The organism is Paraburkholderia sabiae (assembly GCF_030412785.1).
GTDB lineage: Bacteria > Pseudomonadota > Gammaproteobacteria > Burkholderiales > Burkholderiaceae > Paraburkholderia > Paraburkholderia sabiae.
Genome location: NZ_CP125297.1, coordinates 588291 through 603303, shown reverse-complemented (window position 1 = coordinate 603303; position 15013 = coordinate 588291). Strand labels below are relative to the sequence as shown.

The following is a 15013-nucleotide window of genomic DNA, read 5'->3' as shown; positions in this document are numbered from 1 at the left end:
GGCCACCGGCCACCGGCCAGCGCTCGGTGCTGGCGTTTCACGGCCGATATCATGGCATGACCGCGGGTGCGTTCGCCCTGACGGGCAACCTGAACGCCCACTGTCCGAAGTGCTGTATCAGGAAAGCGATGTCAGGCAGCCGACGATCTCCAACGGGGACTGCGGCGACATACGACCATCTGGAAGCTTCTCTACAACCACTACCTCATCGCGATGAAGTTCGACGCGCCTGACATTGAAGCCTTTGCGGTCAAGGTAAGACCAGAGGCCGGCGGGGCGACTACGGACCCAACAGCGGGGGCTTCGACCGGCCTGAAATACGGAACCCTCACTTTCACCCCGAAGTGAAACGCGCTCCCGACTGCACATACCGATCACCGTTGCGTTTTGCACGGCGGGGAATCCCAATCTGCGAACGAATATTGCGGCACCCCGCGATACGTCGCTGGCGACCGTCGGCCTTTACTAACGACGATGCCCGCGAGACAAATCCAACAGCCACGGGCAGTCGTCTTGTTCATGCTTGCCACTAGCGAGGACCGAAGCTTTGCACGGCTTTGAGAATAGATGAGGCTGTCCCGGCCCGATACGCGTAACCGACAGGCGCGAGTGAAAAAGCCTCGCCCCTTGCCAATCTGTCGGTGGTCTGGTCGTGCCGGTTTGCGTTCTCATGGAAAGCGTAGACGTCGCCCGGCGAATCAAGGCCGAACCTGAATGCTCTGGTTTCTCCTGAAAAAATAGTTGTTTTCCGAATAGACAACCCCGCCGCTGCCAATCTGCAGAGCGTTGTACTGGGTCTCGTCTGACCCAGCCGCCGTGCGGCCAGTGGGTGTCGCCCCGTTTTGGTGGATACCAAACTATCCAAAACCTCAATCGCTATGCCAGAACGGCCCTCGCGAGCCGCTGATATGACTTTCCATGTCAATCGCGATACCTGCGTTTTTGGCTTTTCCGTTGTCGCGCGTGCCGTAAATCGTCCCTCGCCGATGCCCAGGCTCGCGCCAAATCCCTGAATGCCTCGTCCTCGACGCTTGGTACATATACCGCTGAGAGGTCGCCGGCACGCAGCGAACGCGCCAGCTTTATCGCGTCGCGTCGCGTCGGTCAGTCTTGACCCGTTCTCCAGGCTTCCGTGGAATCAACGATGGCGCACATACTATGCAGTCGAAGCCTTGCTTGACCAGACGCCGGTACAGCCCGTAACCGCAGGGCCCAGCCTCGTAGACGACTCGGATATGCCGCCCTTTGGATCGCAGTCGCTTGCACAAGCGATCAATTTCCGTCGGCGTTGTCCCGATCTTACCCAGTAGCTCGACTTCACCCGCATCAATCGCATAGGCAACTGTGATCGATTCCTTATGCACATCAAGCCCGACGTACACCGTGCTATCGTTGTCCATGCTGGCCTCCGTGGGGAAGTTGCCGGGGTGCGGCCTTTGCCCACCCATGCGGCTCTGGCAGCGATGCTAACCCGCGTTGATGCCCCACGCCAGGCCAGCCCCTCTACCCACGGAAAGTCATACTGACTTACGTGGTTGCAGTGGTTCGGATATCAACTCGACCGGACAATCCAGTCCGTTGACCCCGTCACGCGGCCGGACGGATTTGTGTACCCCTCGCGGCGGCATAGAGGGTACACGGCCGTGGCACTGTCATCGCGGGCATTTGAGGAACTGCGGTCCAGCATCGAATGGAGCACGTCCCCCTTTGCCAGTTGCTAGGAATACGCGCGCCTGGAGGCCGACCCGCTGCTGGTTGGTCCGCCGCCAGCGGTGGCGAGAAGCATCCGTGGCCAAGCGAGCCAGAGACCTCCTGAGAAACATTAAAAATGCCGCTGTCCTTCAGGGCGTCTGGGCGGTCGGGGTGATCTCGAAGCCGAGCACGGCGATGCTGCGTTGGCGCTCCTGTCCCTGGTCGAGGAAGGCCTCGCTCGCCGCGCGAGGGCTGTACGCGCATCGAACTACGGCGTGTCCTTGCAGTCGAAGCCCTTAAAAACTGGGAGGGGACGCCTTAATCCGACGGTACCTGCCGCGGTGCCTGCAGGGACGGCGGAGCGCGTCATAAGCGCGGATCTGATCTTGCGCGACGAGCTGTTGTAGGACGGCCAGAAGCGCAGTCACGGAGCACGCGGAGGAATGCGCTCACTCGTAACTCAACCAGCGAGACCTCGTCGACTATCAGCGCGCTCGTATGGAGCGACGCCGCGTATCGTCAGCATCAGCTAAGTCGGTCATGAATCACTTGATCAATCATCGCCGTAAGCGTTGCTTCACCACCGTCTGTTCATAGGTGCGCTCAATCGGCAACCTAGTTCCCACCAGATCAAGTGGGAACTAGAACGATGGAAACGAAGGCGGTAGGCCGACGACTGGGATCCAAGAACTACTCGAAGGCATTCCGGGCGATGGTCGTAGCGCAATCAAACGATCCGGCCCGTTCGATCGCGGACGTGGCACAGGAGCACGGTTTGAATGCCAACATGATCGCGCGCTGGCGTCGTGCTCATGAGCGCGCTCAATCGATTACGCAAGCTCAGCCCACTGAAACGTTCATTCCTGTGCATTTGCCCGTGCCGGCGCAATTGCCGTCGAGTATCGTCGTCGAGTGTGGCGCCGTGCGAGTCCGCTTCGATGGACCACCTGACCTGAGCGCGCTTCGGACGGTACTGGCAACGTTGCGGTCGTCGTCGTGATTGGCCTCCCATCAGGAACGCGCGTCTGGCTGGCTGCCGGTGTAACTGACATGCGGGCCGGGTTCAACAGTCTCGCGGCCAAGGTGCAGACCGTGCTTGAGCGAGATCCCTTCTGCGGACACGTCTTCGTGTTTCGCGGCAAGCGCGGCGACCTGCTCAAGGTGCTGTGGTGGAGTGGCGATGGCATGTGCCTGCTGATGAAGCGACTTGAGAAGGGCCGCTTCATTTGGCCTCAAGCCGACGGTGGCGTTATTTGCCTGAGCCCGGCGCAATTATCGATGCTGCTGGAAGGCATCGACTGGCGGCAACCGACGAGAACAGCACGACCGACCTCAGCGTTGTAAACGTCGTTGCTGGCGCGTAAACTGCCTGCATGACGCGCGCGAACCCACTTCCCGACGATGTCGAAACGCTGAAGGCCATGCTGCGCAGCCGGGACGCGGCGCTTCGCGAGCGCGACGCTCAGGTGCTCAAACTGCAGGAAACGGTCGACTCGTGTCACGGATCGGCGTAATCGAGCCGGGGATGATCGGCGTAATGAGGCCACCTGGAATGGCCCCGAAACGCGATTTCGAAGGGACTCAAGAATGCGTTTTTTTGCCTGATTTTGCAACCACGTTTTCGCCGTTTTCGGGCATCGGTTTCGGCTTGCGGAAGCTCTCACCCTCAATGACGACACGGTAGGCGCCGTGCCGTAGCCGATCGAGCGTGGCAGCACCGAGGATGCGGTTGTCGGGGAATGCGTCGCCCCATTCGCTGAAGTCGAGATTCGACGTCAGGATAGTTGCCGCGCGCTCATACCTGGCGGCGACCAGGTCGTGGAAGTCTTCGTCGTGGGGCGCACGCAGGGGTTTGAGTGCAAAGTCATCGACGATCAGCACCGGAACGCGCACGAACTGCTGCAACTTGCGTTCATAGAGCTCAGTCGCCCGTGCTGCATGCAGCTTCTTGAGCAATTCGGTTTGCGTGATGAACAGGACATCGCGGCCCTGGCGTGCGGCGCAGTGGCCCAGGGCCTGCGCGAGATGCGACTTGCCGACGCCGGTTTGGCCGACCATCAGCACGCAGACCTTCTCGTCGATATAGCGGCCGGCGGCGAGATCATAGATGTGAGCGCGGTTGAGTTTGGGCACGCGGTCGAAGTCGAAGTTCTCGAGCGTCTTGCCTAGGGAGAAGCCAGCGCGGGCGAGCCGCACGCCGAGCTTCTTCTGCTCTCGCCGCGCGACCTCGTCGTGCAGAAGCGTGGCGAGGAACTCCGTGTAGGCAAGTTGCCCGTCGATGGCTTGACGGTTGCGTTGCTCGAGCGAGTCGAGGATGCCCGAGAGGCGCAACTGCTTGAGGATCGTGTTCAGTTCTGGACTGGGATGCATAGGCGTTCAATGGATCAGAAGGGAATGGAGGTCACGGCCGAAGCGGCCGCCGTTCAGATAGGTGTCGGCAGGCGCCGGCGTCGGCGCTGGTGCTGCGGTGGGCTGGCTGTCCAGCCCCTTGTCGAGGATCGCCTTGACAGTGCGGTACTTGGGGCTGGCGAACACGAGCGCACGCTCGCACGCAGCCTCCAGCCGTTGATCGCCGACCTTCTCGCGAAGCCTCAAGACGCCCTGCGCGCCGCGCAGGTTGACGAGCACCTTGTCGTTGAACATCGCGAGAACGAGCGCGTGGCAGGCTGGCCCGATATCCTTTGCCCGCGCCAGGCACCACTGTGGATCGTGCTCGAGCCACGCTTGCGCTTCAGGCGGCTGGTGGTCACGCACCGTGTGGCGATCGCCGGGCTTGCGCAGGCGCGGATGGGTCGCGACGAGCTCATGGCGGTGGAACACCTGCACGACCGTGTCGGTCGCCTTCAGCCACAGCTGCTTGCCAACGAGCGTGAACGGCACCGAATACAGTGCCTTCTTGTAGACGACGTGCCCGTCGGTATGGACCTTGACCTCGCACCATACGGCCAGCACTGGCGGCACATCGGGCAGTCTGGCGAGCAGTGGCTTCTCGATGGCGAAACGTGCAAGCGGCTGCTCGCGCGTCGTGCCGTGCTCGCGCGTGCCGGCCTGCTGCATCACCCAGTCGCGCAATTGACGGTTGGCGTCGGCGAGATCGCGGAATTCGCGCAGCGGCACGAAGGATCGTTTGATGTATTTGACTCCGGCCTCAACGACGCCCTTCTTCGCAGGATCGTGTGGAGGGCATGCATCGATCCGGAAGCCGTACCCCTCGGCCAGCGCGGCGTACGAGCGCTGTACCTCGGGGTCGTACATGCACGCCTTTGTGATCGCGCACTTGGCGTTGTCGATGATCACGCGTTCGACGCGGCCACCGAACCATTCGAAGGCGCGCCGGTGACAGGCCAGCCACGTCTCGACCGTCTGATCCAGCACGACCTCGGCGTATTGATGACGCGACCAGCACAGCGTCATCACGAAGAACCATGTCTTGAGCAGAACCCCGGACTCATGCGTGAGCACCGGACCGGCGCCGAAGTCGACCTGTGCGGCCTCGGCCGGTGCGAACTCCAGGATCGTCGTCGCTCTCGCGCCGCGCTCGGCCTTCAGGTGCAGCAGGAAGCGCCGCACTGCCGAATAGCTGCCCGTATAGCCGTGGTTGCGCTGAAGCGCGTTGAAGATCGTCGTGCCCTGCACGTCGGCGTCATACCAGCCGCGCACCAGATCGCGAAACGGTTCAATCGTGGAGACGCAGCTACGCGGCAGCTTCGGATTGCGTCCGAAGATCGCTGCCAGTTCGGCGTCGTCCGGCAAGGGCCGACCGGGATCGAGCCAGCCCCGAGCGAGCGCGACCTGCCTGACGGTCTTCAGCTTCCCACGCCCCATCAGGCGTGCGCTGGCAATGTCACGGTCGGAATCGCCCTGACGCATGCGCGCCAGAACCTGTCGATACTCAAACACTTCGAACCTCCTTCGACTCATCGGCCCTCCGGGCAAAAAGCCTGAAGGTACCGGGTTGTGGAAATTCGAAATGCGTTTCGGGCTGCCGCCCGACAGAACACTGAGCCCGCTACGTGGCTCGATTACGCCGATCCTGCGGTGGCTCCAATACGCCGATCATCGAGTGGCCCGATTGCGCCGATCATGCACTGGCTCGATTGCGGCGATCATCCGGTGGCTCGATTACGCCGATCCCGGAATGGCTCGAATATGCCGGTCAGTGACAAATTATCATGAATTTTGTATTTAACATAAATAAATCATGCATTCGGCTTCGTCTTTGCACCTACGCAGGAAACTGCGACGTTAACTGCTTACTTAAACGTTGATAAATTATATTATGTGAAATTGAGTGTGATACTGTCTGCCGAGAAAGGCACGCGGCGATCTCGTTACACTTGTGCTAATATTGTGCATGTATTTGCATGGAGCCTCGACATGAGCCCGGAATCCATTATCGCCCGCCCGGACGTCAGCGCCAGCTTCGACCAGTTTATGGCGTCGCTGCGCGACCCCGAAAGTCCAGCCCCCATCGTCTCGGCCCGGCGCTTCGGGGAGGCCCTGCATATCGACCTGCAGACACTCGCCCAGCAGGCGCATGTGCATCGCAATACGCTCAGCCGCCAGCCGACGTCGGAGAGCGTCCAGCGATTCCTGCGCGAAGCGCTCCGGGTGATCCGGGCGGCCACGGATAACTCGGGTGACATCAACCAGGCGCTCTTCTGGTACAGGAATGAACCGTTGCCCGTGTTCGACTACAAGACGGCCGAGCAACTGGTCTCCGATGGCCGGACCGACGACTTGCTGCGCTATGTTTCCTCGCTCGAGGCAGGCGCGGCAGGATGATCGTCAAAGCGCTATCGAAGCTCACGGCGTACCGGATGCACGTTCCGAAGTGGGCCGTCGCGCCAACGAGTGGCACCGGCGCGGGCCGACATGGCGGCCGCGCCAACCGTATTGGACTCAACGCCCTGTACCTCGCCCTGGATGTCGACACGGCCGTACGGGAATATCAGCAGATCTCGCCATTGATGCCGCCCGGCACGCTTGTCAGTTACCAGTTGACCGTCGAGCCGATTGTCGACTTTACGGGCGGGTATCAGAGCGGGACGTGGTCTTCCCTATGGGAAGATTTCTTTTGCGACTGGCGTGGCTGCTGGTTCAACCAGCGCATCGAACCGCCCAGCTGGGTGATCGGTGACGAGGTGCTTGCGGCTGGTGCGAAAGGCATTCTTTTCCGGTCACGTCTGTCACCAGACGGCGTCAATCTCGTTCTCTATGTCGATGAGCTTGAGTCGACAGACCGACTAGAAGTGTACGACCCGCAGCGTTCGCTTCCGCACAACCAGTCGTCCTGGACGTAGGCACCCTTTCAGGGATAGGCGGCCCGCTTCAGATCAGTGTTGGAAACGTCGCGGGTCGGACCCAACGCCGTCGCCGTCCGTCCGGTGAAGGAACCCGTGGGCGTCGACGCCCTTACGACGCCCAATTGGCCCATAGCGGGCCATTCAGGCGACGAATAATTGACGAAATGTGAAGTCCGGTCGGATGACAGCGGCTGGATCTTCGCTGCCTGCTTGCCTTTAGGTTAGGTCCCTGCTTCGCCTCAAAGCTCACCTTGTGATCAGTTATCGCCGCGCTGCGCAGCTCAGCGGCTCGACGCGGTTAGCTTCTCTCGAATCCTCTACTCAACTCCCAATCCGTTATGCGGCGATCATATTCGAGCTGCTCCCACTGAGCCGCATGCACGTAGTGATTGATGACATTGTCGCCAAAAACCTCGCGCAGCCATGTCGAGTTTGACGCTGCAGTGATTGCTTCTCGCAATGTTTTGGGAATTTCAGGCAACTCACCATCAAGATACGCGTCGCCGATCAGTGGACCCGGCAGTTCAAGTTTGTGATCGATGCCCGCGAGGCCAGCCGCGATAAGTCCAGCGAAGGCGAGATATGGATTGAGATCCGCGCCTCCAATTCGACATTCGACCCGGACGGCATTAGAGCCTTCGCCGCAAACGCGAAAACCAGCAGTTCGGTTATCAGGGCTCCATACCGTTCTCGTTGGGGCGAAGCTCCCTTTTTGAAATCGCTTATACGAGTTAACGTACGGCGCTAGAAACAGCGTAATGTCTCTTGAATACCTCAAAAGGCCCGCGAGATAACAACGCATAAGATCCGACATGCCATAAGGCGAACTCTTTTCAAAAAAAAGCGGCGTTCCCTCCAGTGTCCACAGGGATGAATGAATATGGCACGACGATCCCGCAAGCCCGTAGTTCCACTTCGCCATATATGTAATCGCTTTCTTCTGCTGCGAAGCAATCTCTTTGCTGCCGTGCTTGATGAGTGTGTGTTGATCTGCCATCACCAAAGGGTCGGCATAATGTACGTTAATTTCTCCTTGGCCGGCGCCCCATTCTCCTTTTGAGCATTCGATTGCAATTCCTGCTTCATGCAATCCATTCCTTATCGGGCGCATGACAGATTCTTGGCGCGTCGTCGATAAGATATGGTAATCGTGACTGTATGTTCCACATGTCGTCAGGTCGCGGTATTTCCTTACCGACGTTTCCTCGTAGGTTTCATTGAACAGGTAGAACTCAAGCTCCGATGCGAAACAGGCACTCATTCCCCTCTCCGTCAGGCGGCTAAGCTGTTTCTGCAGGATCTGCCTCGGCGAATGCGGAACCGGCTGGCCGCTCTGATCTAGAACATCGCAAATTACCAATGCAGTTCCTTCCAGCCACGGAAGCCGTCGTAACGTCGAAAGATCGGGCTTTAGCACGAAGTCGCCATACCCCGCTGCCCAGCTGGCGCTGGCGTAGCCGGCGACCGGTTCCATCTCCATATCGTTAGCCAACAAGTAATTGCAGGCGTGTGTTTCCTGGTAGCCGCTTTTAACAAAAAATTCGCCGTGAAATCGCTTTCCGATAAGACGCCCTTGCATGTCAACCATGCAGACGAGAACAGTATCAATAACACCAGAAGCAACCGCCTGTTTCAATGCGTCAAATTTAAGACCCATACTTTACATCCTTAGTAATCTTTCCGCGCAAATTCAATTTCATCGAAATAGAAATCGACTATCAAAAAATCTCAACGGAGCGTACCAAAAACAGTCCTGTATATCTGGCTAATCCAATTTCCGAATAAGAGATGCGCATGACTGCGCCAGTAATTTCTGGGTCGCAGGGTTTCACAATCGTCTGGAAAATAATTTTTAGGTAAATTTGTGTGTCGACCGATTGAGCGATCACGAAAATATTCATCCGCTAGAGTCTGTGAGTCATACTCGATATGATTGAAGATGTGTAGTGAATGATGCTTCGGGTCATCAAGTAGGCACAGACCCGTCTCTGGCGATTCGATGAGTACGGATATACTACTGCTCGAAGGAATGTCCGTGCTTCTCATTTCTGTCCACCGAGAAACCGGAATACACAAATCATCGGAAAGGCCCCGCAGATAAGGTGACTTGGACTCCAGGCTATGGTGTCTGAAAATGCCGAAAGCCTTCTCTGTCAGAGCGTACTTTGGCAAACCGTGGAAATGATGCATCGCCGCTTGCGCTGCCCAGCAAATGTTAAAGCAACTGCGAGCGTTGGTTTGTGTCCAGTTTAGAATTTCGATAAATTCCTTCCAGTATGCGACTTGCTCGAACGGAATCGACTCAACCGGCGCGCCTGTAATGATGAAACCATCAAAGATCTTTTCCGTTACGTCGATCCAATCTCTATAGAAGGTCGTCAGATGGCTCACCGGTGTATTTTTTGGCGAGTGACTGGTGATTTTTATAAGCGTAAGATCGACCAGTATAGGTGTTGCGCCGAGCAGGCGTGCAATCTGAATTTCGGTCTCGATTTTGTTGGGCATGAGATTTAGCAAACCAACGTGCAAAGGCCTGTCGCGCGAGCACAATATGCTGTCGCCCTCCACCACTGTGATGCCTTCTGTCTGCAGCACAGTCCCTGCGGGCAATCCTTTCGGCACTTTAATAGGCATGGATCTACACTCTCCCTTTCAATCTAGACGACGCGTAGAATTGTAAATGGCGCTCAGACAGAGCCATGCAGAATCCTGAGTGAGATTAAAGGAGCAAACCAAGTGCGATGCACGCGTACAGTGCGCCTGTTATTTTTTCCAACAAGGATCTGTTCTTGAAGGCGACGCTCGCTCGATGCGCAATAAACATATAAGTACTATAGACCGCAACCGAGATGATGGTCGCGGCGACACCCATCGAAACTGCTTGAGTGGAGTACGAGCCATACGGGTTGATAAAGCTCGGATATGTAAGCAGTGTGGCTACCCACCCTTTAGGGTTGACCAAAGAGACTACGAGTGAATCGGCAAACATCTGTTTCGAGTTCCAATTCGTCATTTCTTCATCGCTCGAAGCCGAACTTCCACAGAAAGTAATAATGGCAAGATATACAAGATATATCGCACCCATCCACCGTAAATACCTTAACACCCATTGGTTATCTAGGATAAAAAAGCCCACGCCCGATAACACGACTGCCGCATGGATTGCCGCACCAATTCCGAATCCGACGGCTCCTGGAATTGCAATTTTGAGTCCGTGCTTAAGAGTTTGCGCGACGGCAAATGCGACGTTCGGTCCCGGCAAAACTACTGCAGCAGTAAACGCAAGGAGAAACAAAGTGAACAAATGAAAATCCATTGACACCGCCAATTCTGTTTAAAAATTGCCAAATGGAAGGAACAGCGGCCTGAGGATCTGACCTCGATCGCTATTTTTTGCATCGCTGCGCCATGTAGGCGTCGCAGGCGCGCCCGAATGCCTCGAAAATATTTTGGCTCGCGTTATCCCTACTAGCGTGCCATTCGGGATGCCACTGAAGCCCGAGTTGAAATGTTGGTGAATTTCTATATGAAAGCGCCTCTACAATGGCATCATCTGCGACTGCTTCCACTTGGATACCTCCTCCCAGCTTGGCAATGCCTTGCTTATGCAGCGAATTAACTTGTAGCTCCCCATTCTTGACAACCGACGACAGCAATCCACCAGGAGCGATTTTCACCGAGTGAACAGGTAGATACTGCTCGTCGCGAGGCAGGTTTGCGTTTTCTGAATGCGTGATTCCTTTGTGTGACGACGACAAATCTTCGTGCAGCGTGCCGTTTCTATAAACGTTCATCTCCTGCAATCCACGGCAGATCCCCAATACGGGCATCTGAAGCTCTCCGGCTACCGTCAATGCGACCCACGACAACCGGTCTCGCGGACGATCGATCTCGCCGGGGACAACATCGTCTTCGGTGCGCGCCCATACGCGCTCGTTCCTGCAAAAGACATCGGGATCAAGATCGGATTCGTCGCCCGTCAGCACAAGCCCGTCGAGACGGCGCATCGCTTCACGAAATGTGCGAATAGTCGCCTCCGATGGACGATCTCCGTCTATCGTCGGTAAAATGACGCACTCGACCAAAGCGTACTTCGTCAGCGCCTCGATATAGCGCCGCCGCAACCAGTCGCGATGGACTCCGTCGCAAAGATGACGATTTGCGGTAACCCCAACAACGGCGCAACCCATAGGACGATGCTGATCCATCGTTACACTCGCTCCTCGCCCGGCAGGCGCTCAAGCTGAGCCTCGTACAGCCGCCGGTTCCGCTCAAGCAGTTGACTGATGACACTTGGCTGCCCATTGGGGCCACGAGCGAAGAGTCCTCCCCATGAATCGGCAATCTCGGCATATTGCCGATCGCGTAGCCTGATCTTTTGTGCCCGTTTCAGGTGCCAGAAGGGGATGCCAGGCGAGAGATGATGTTCCAGATGATATTCATCAAGGTTGGCGCCGAACAGCAGCCGCTCGATGAGGTTGCCTTTGCGATTGCGCGTCAGATAGACATCGTCGGTTTCGGTCTCGCACATTGGAGAATGTTCCGCAAGTTCGATGAACCAGCCCAATGCCTGAAAGGTCGTCAGATAAGGAACCAGCCAGAACAACACGAGCATATCAACCGACTTCGCCTGAATGAAGCCGAGAATAACGACCAGCCAGAACAGTGCGAATCCGTAAGTATCGATGGCAGATCCCAGCCTATCGATGTCCTTCTGACCTTCGCGTGAAATGAGAAACCGGTTGTTCCATAGATATTTTAGGTAGCGTAACGTCGCACCGCCCAGCATTACCTTCCAGATAACGGAAAACGCGTACTTGCGTGGATGACGGACGTCATATACGCCTGACGATATGAAGAATTTCAGGTCAGGGTCTTTCTCGGGGTCGCCGAGATGAGGATGATGCAGATGAACATGAGAGTAGCGATATGCCCAATGACGCTGAAGAAGAGGATATGCTGCAAAAACGATTCCGAGAAAATAGTTCCAGCGGGTGTTTTTTGCGAGTGTCCGATGTGCTGCGTCATGGGCGATCGTCGTCAGCCCACGTTGTTGTGCGCCAATTATTAGCACCACGATAGGGTACAGCCACCACGTAATTCGCACAGTCGCGTAAGCACATGCCAGAATGACCAGGTAGTCCTTCAGAATATAGAGTGCGCCGGTGATATTATCAGGCTTCAATTCCGACAACTCACGGGTAATGTCGCGCGAGAAGCGAGACGTCCTGAATCGTTTGCCTCGCAGTTGCCACGCTTCACAATTTTCCATCATTAAATCTCCCTTCGTGAAAGATCGATGTCAGACGGCGTCCAGTCCTTGTTGAATATCCGCGACGATATCGTCTACGTTCTCGATGCCGACACACAGCCGGATGGACCCATCGAAAATACCGGCGGCCTCACGCTGCTCCTTTGGAACAGTCGTGTGAGTTGTCGAGACTGGATGCGTGACCAATGTTCGCGCATCACCCACGTTTGATACGTGGTACATGAGCTCGATGTTGGTGATGAATCTGCGTCCGGCTGCTTCATCGGCCAGTTCGAACATGATGATCGCGCCATAACCGACACGCGCGTCAATCAACTCGTCAACAAGCTCGCGTTCATATCCACAGGATAGCGATGGATATGACACACGCTTGACCTTCGGATGCTTTATCAAGAACTCGGCAACGGCCAACGCATTCTCACAATGCCGTTGCATGCGAAGATGAAGTGTCTCAAGCCCTTGAATCAACTGAAAACTGGAGAACGGACTAATCGCGGCACCGGTGTCACGTAGCCACGTCATCCGCGCCTTCAGCAGATAGGGACTTGCGCCAAGATCGCCAAGTTTAAGAACGGCCTCTTTCCAGAGGATGCCACCATGCGCTTCGTCCGGATAGTTAAACAACGGGAACCGGACTGCATCATCGAATCCGAAGCGCCCATTATCAACAATCAATCCGCCAAGCGTCGTCCCGTGGCCGCATAGATACTTCGTCGCTGAATATGTGGAGATGCTCGCGCCCAAAGAGCCGGGACGGCAGAGCAAAGGAGTTGTGGTATTGTCAACGATGACAGGAACCCCATGCCGTTCTCCAATCTCCGCGAGCGCGGGGATAGGCAAAGGGACGAGACACGGGTTGGAAAACGCCTCTCCAAATATTGCAATGGTTCTGTCATCGGTCAGCAATTCGAAAGACGATATATTCTTTGGATCTGCGCATCGCGCCTCGATTCCCAATCGTTTAAATGTATTGAAGAGGAGATTCCACGAATTGCCATACAAATACTTCGATGCAACTACGTTATCGCCTGGCTTTCCGCTGCACAGGTTAGCGATGGCAAGAAAGGTTGCGGCCTGCCCAGAAGCTACCGCAAGAGAGTCGCTTGCACTCTCGACTGCGGCAAATCGCTTTTCTAGGATACGCGTCGTCGGGTTAATGATCCTGCTATACGTAAACCCATCTTCTTTGGCGTTGTAAATTCCGGCAATCTTTTCCAAGTCACCTTCAAGCTCATAGGCTGTTGATTGGTAAATGGGCACCGAAACAGCCTTTGTCACCGGATCATGGCGATAGCTAGCATAAAGAAGTGCTGTTTCTCTGGACATCTGCTCACTGGCATCGCTCCTTGACATATCACAAGACCTTTTCCAAATATCGTTTTTTTGACGCCGGCAAGTGTTTTCTAATGTCTCGATTGGCATCGAAGAAATCCTGAAACGCGATTTCCAACAGGCGAATCCACATCGGATCGATGCATCCCATACAACCAATCCTGAAACTGCGGGACTGAGAATGCAACTTTGTATAGATGTAGAGGTTGTAGTCCACCAGATGGGCGTACAGCGCGTCGAGGTCTTTTTGGGTACGAATGACATTAGGTGCGGTAAGGGCAAGGCATACCGGTGACCGTATACTCGCGTTTAAAAGAGGAGAGGCGTACGGCGCGGTTGCGCCGATGATGGCGTCACGTACAGAACGGTAACGCTCACCGCGGCGACAGACGCCCTCGATGGTCAGTCGCTCAAGTGCTTTGGCGCAAGCCTGGATGACATGTGTTGGAGGAGTGGAGCGCCATTCACCGGAATTCTCAAAACTGTTCCATTGGTCTCGAACATCCAGCACGAAAGAATTCATATGCTTCGCGTTGCTATTAAGCATCTCCAATGAAGCGATTACAAACGACACACCCGGTGGACCCTCAATGCATTTATTGCTAGAAGTGACAAGGACGTCAAATTGCACCTGCTTGGCGTTAATCTCCACGGCACCGAAGGAACTGATTGCATCTATGATCGTTCTTACGCCACGCTTCTTTGCTAGTTCTACTATCGGTCCGATCGGATTAATGACGCCTGTGGTGGTTTCGCAATGCACGAAGCACAGATGCGTTATCGTGGCATTCCTCCTCAGATATTCAGCGATTTGGGATGTTGAAAGTGGCTCATCACAGGGAGCAGTCATGCTGACAACATGTACACCACGGAGTTGCAGCATTTTTAGCATCCGCTCACCGTAAATTCCATTGATGCAGACGAGAGGCCGATCGGAAGGCGCAACAAAGGAAAGCAACGCGGCTTCGATGCCGTAGGATCCACCGCCTTGCATCGGGACCACCGAGTAGGCGTCTTTACCGTCAACTAAATCAACTATTGTCTCTCTTACCCGATCCGTTATCGTCTTGAAACACCCGTCGCGCGAGCCGACGTCATATTGCATCTGCGCCCTGACCTCATCGCTCAACGTCAATGGCCCCGGTGTCAGCAAGAAATGATGTTTTACAGTCATGTATAACACTCCGCGATCGAAGATGATTATGTGAAGGCGTGAACGGTACATTCAGGCATTCTTAAGTGGATGGCCATGTGACACAAATTCCACTGCATTTCTCACCATATTGGCCGTGCCTCAGCCTTCACGAGACCGTTTGAATTGTCGACACGCTAGCTTCCACGCCTTACCCCAGCCGGATACATATTCGGCGCGTTCGCTTCTGCGCTGAATTACGGTCATCGCCGACACTGT

General features: G+C 55.8%; 14 protein-coding genes and 1 pseudogene. 5 read left to right on the top strand and 10 right to left on the bottom strand.

The genetic code is table 11. The annotated features are described in order from the left end of the window. Window positions 1-951: 951 nt before the first annotated feature. Window positions 952-1400: pseudogene (locus QEN71_RS42575) on the bottom strand (IS110 family transposase); the annotation flags it as partial. Between the two features lie 941 nt (window positions 1401-2341). On the opposite strand from QEN71_RS42575, the gene tnpA reads away from it, so the two are divergent. The 3 genes from tnpA to QEN71_RS42560 are packed head-to-tail and all read left to right on the top strand — an operon-like array spanning window position 2342 to window position 3206. After that, entirely contained in the window at window positions 2342-2692 is a 351-nt protein-coding gene (gene tnpA, locus QEN71_RS42570) for an IS66-like element accessory protein TnpA (RefSeq protein WP_201663000.1), read from the top strand. Then, on the top strand, window positions 2689-3036 hold the full coding sequence (gene tnpB, locus QEN71_RS42565) for an IS66 family insertion sequence element accessory protein TnpB (RefSeq protein WP_079488367.1): 348 nt from the start codon (window positions 2689-2691) through the stop codon (window positions 3034-3036). The genes tnpA and tnpB overlap by 4 nt, the downstream gene beginning before the upstream one ends. A gap of 29 nt (window positions 3037-3065) precedes the next feature. Further along, window positions 3066-3206, top strand: a complete 141-nt coding sequence (locus QEN71_RS42560; protein ID WP_201663002.1) for a hypothetical protein — start codon at window positions 3066-3068, stop codon at window positions 3204-3206. A gap of 67 nt (window positions 3207-3273) precedes the next feature. On the opposite strand, the gene istB is transcribed toward QEN71_RS42560, so the two are convergent. Further along, window positions 3274-4062, bottom strand: a complete 789-nt coding sequence (istB, locus tag QEN71_RS42555) for an IS21-like element helper ATPase IstB (RefSeq protein WP_290468285.1) — start codon at window positions 4060-4062, stop codon at window positions 3274-3276. A gap of 6 nt (window positions 4063-4068) precedes the next feature. Next, a complete protein-coding gene (gene istA, locus QEN71_RS42550) occupies window positions 4069-5592 on the bottom strand; it encodes an IS21 family transposase (protein ID WP_201662938.1) in 1524 nt (507 codons plus the stop codon). Between the two features lie 477 nt (window positions 5593-6069). Between istA and QEN71_RS42545 the strand changes: the two genes are divergently transcribed. Beyond that, on the top strand, window positions 6070-6477 hold the full coding sequence (locus QEN71_RS42545) for a DUF2384 domain-containing protein (protein ID WP_201662575.1): 408 nt from the start codon (window positions 6070-6072) through the stop codon (window positions 6475-6477). Then, window positions 6474-6995: an RES family NAD+ phosphorylase gene (locus QEN71_RS42540; RefSeq protein WP_201662573.1), complete on the top strand. Its 522-nt coding sequence runs from the start codon at window positions 6474-6476 to the stop codon at window positions 6993-6995. The genes QEN71_RS42545 and QEN71_RS42540 overlap by 4 nt, the downstream gene beginning before the upstream one ends. A 301-nt stretch (window positions 6996-7296) precedes the next feature. Here QEN71_RS42540 and QEN71_RS42535 read toward each other — a convergent pair whose 3' ends face one another. The 7 genes from QEN71_RS42535 to QEN71_RS42505 form a co-directional block, all read right to left on the bottom strand. Next, the gene (locus tag QEN71_RS42535) at window positions 7297-8655 is read right to left on the bottom strand and encodes a glutamine synthetase family protein (protein ID WP_201662571.1); all 1359 of its coding nucleotides are present in this window, start codon (window positions 8653-8655) and stop codon (window positions 7297-7299) included. A 71-nt stretch (window positions 8656-8726) separates the two neighbouring features. After that, window positions 8727-9632: a homoserine O-succinyltransferase gene (locus QEN71_RS42530; protein WP_201662570.1), complete on the bottom strand. Its 906-nt coding sequence runs from the start codon at window positions 9630-9632 to the stop codon at window positions 8727-8729. Between the two features lie 85 nt (window positions 9633-9717). Then, complete coding sequence (locus QEN71_RS42525; RefSeq protein WP_233472223.1) at window positions 9718-10314, bottom strand: LysE family translocator; 597 nt, start codon at window positions 10312-10314, stop codon at window positions 9718-9720. Between the two features lie 70 nt (window positions 10315-10384). Further along, the gene (locus tag QEN71_RS42520) at window positions 10385-11206 is read right to left on the bottom strand and encodes a gamma-glutamyl-gamma-aminobutyrate hydrolase family protein (protein ID WP_201662566.1); all 822 of its coding nucleotides are present in this window, start codon (window positions 11204-11206) and stop codon (window positions 10385-10387) included. Window positions 11207-11208: 2 nt separating this feature from the next. Continuing rightward, window positions 11209-12270 carry a fatty acid desaturase family protein gene (locus tag QEN71_RS42515; protein WP_201662579.1) on the bottom strand — a complete coding sequence of 354 codons (1062 nt, stop codon included), beginning with the start codon at window positions 12268-12270 and terminating at the stop codon, window positions 11209-11211. Between the two features lie 30 nt (window positions 12271-12300). After that, on the bottom strand, window positions 12301-13623 hold the full coding sequence (locus QEN71_RS42510) for an O-acetylhomoserine aminocarboxypropyltransferase/cysteine synthase family protein (protein WP_201662577.1): 1323 nt from the start codon (window positions 13621-13623) through the stop codon (window positions 12301-12303). Between the two features lies 1 nt (window position 13624). Next, window positions 13625-14776 (bottom strand): 2-aminoethylphosphonate--pyruvate transaminase, encoded by a 1152-nt coding sequence (locus tag QEN71_RS42505; protein WP_201662563.1) that lies wholly within the window; start codon window positions 14774-14776, stop codon window positions 13625-13627. Between the last annotated feature and the right edge of the window lie 237 nt (window positions 14777-15013).

Bases quoted from the DNA above. Each gene is read 5' to 3' on its own strand.
- QEN71_RS42545 (WP_201662575.1), top strand. From the start codon at position 6,070: ATGAGCCCGGAATCCATTATCGCCCGCCCGGACGTCAGCGCCAGCTTC.
- QEN71_RS42505 (WP_201662563.1), bottom strand. From the start codon at position 14,776: ATGACTGTAAAACATCATTTCTTGCTGACACCGGGGCCATTGACGTTG.
- QEN71_RS42535 (WP_201662571.1), bottom strand. From the start codon at position 8,655: ATGGGTCTTAAATTTGACGCATTGAAACAGGCGGTTGCTTCTGGTGTT.
- QEN71_RS42515 (WP_201662579.1), bottom strand. From the start codon at position 12,270: ATGGAAAATTGTGAAGCGTGGCAACTGCGAGGCAAACGATTCAGGACG.
- tnpA (WP_201663000.1), top strand. From the start codon at position 2,342: ATGGAAACGAAGGCGGTAGGCCGACGACTGGGATCCAAGAACTACTCG.
- QEN71_RS42560 (WP_201663002.1), top strand. From the start codon at position 3,066: ATGACGCGCGCGAACCCACTTCCCGACGATGTCGAAACGCTGAAGGCC.
- QEN71_RS42525 (WP_233472223.1), bottom strand. From the start codon at position 10,314: ATGGATTTTCATTTGTTCACTTTGTTTCTCCTTGCGTTTACTGCTGCA.
- QEN71_RS42510 (WP_201662577.1), bottom strand. From the start codon at position 13,623: ATGTCAAGGAGCGATGCCAGTGAGCAGATGTCCAGAGAAACAGCACTT.
- QEN71_RS42520 (WP_201662566.1), bottom strand. From the start codon at position 11,206: ATGGATCAGCATCGTCCTATGGGTTGCGCCGTTGTTGGGGTTACCGCA.
- istB (WP_290468285.1), bottom strand. From the start codon at position 4,062: ATGCATCCCAGTCCAGAACTGAACACGATCCTCAAGCAGTTGCGCCTC.
- QEN71_RS42530 (WP_201662570.1), bottom strand. From the start codon at position 9,632: ATGCCTATTAAAGTGCCGAAAGGATTGCCCGCAGGGACTGTGCTGCAG.
- QEN71_RS42540 (WP_201662573.1), top strand. From the start codon at position 6,474: ATGATCGTCAAAGCGCTATCGAAGCTCACGGCGTACCGGATGCACGTT.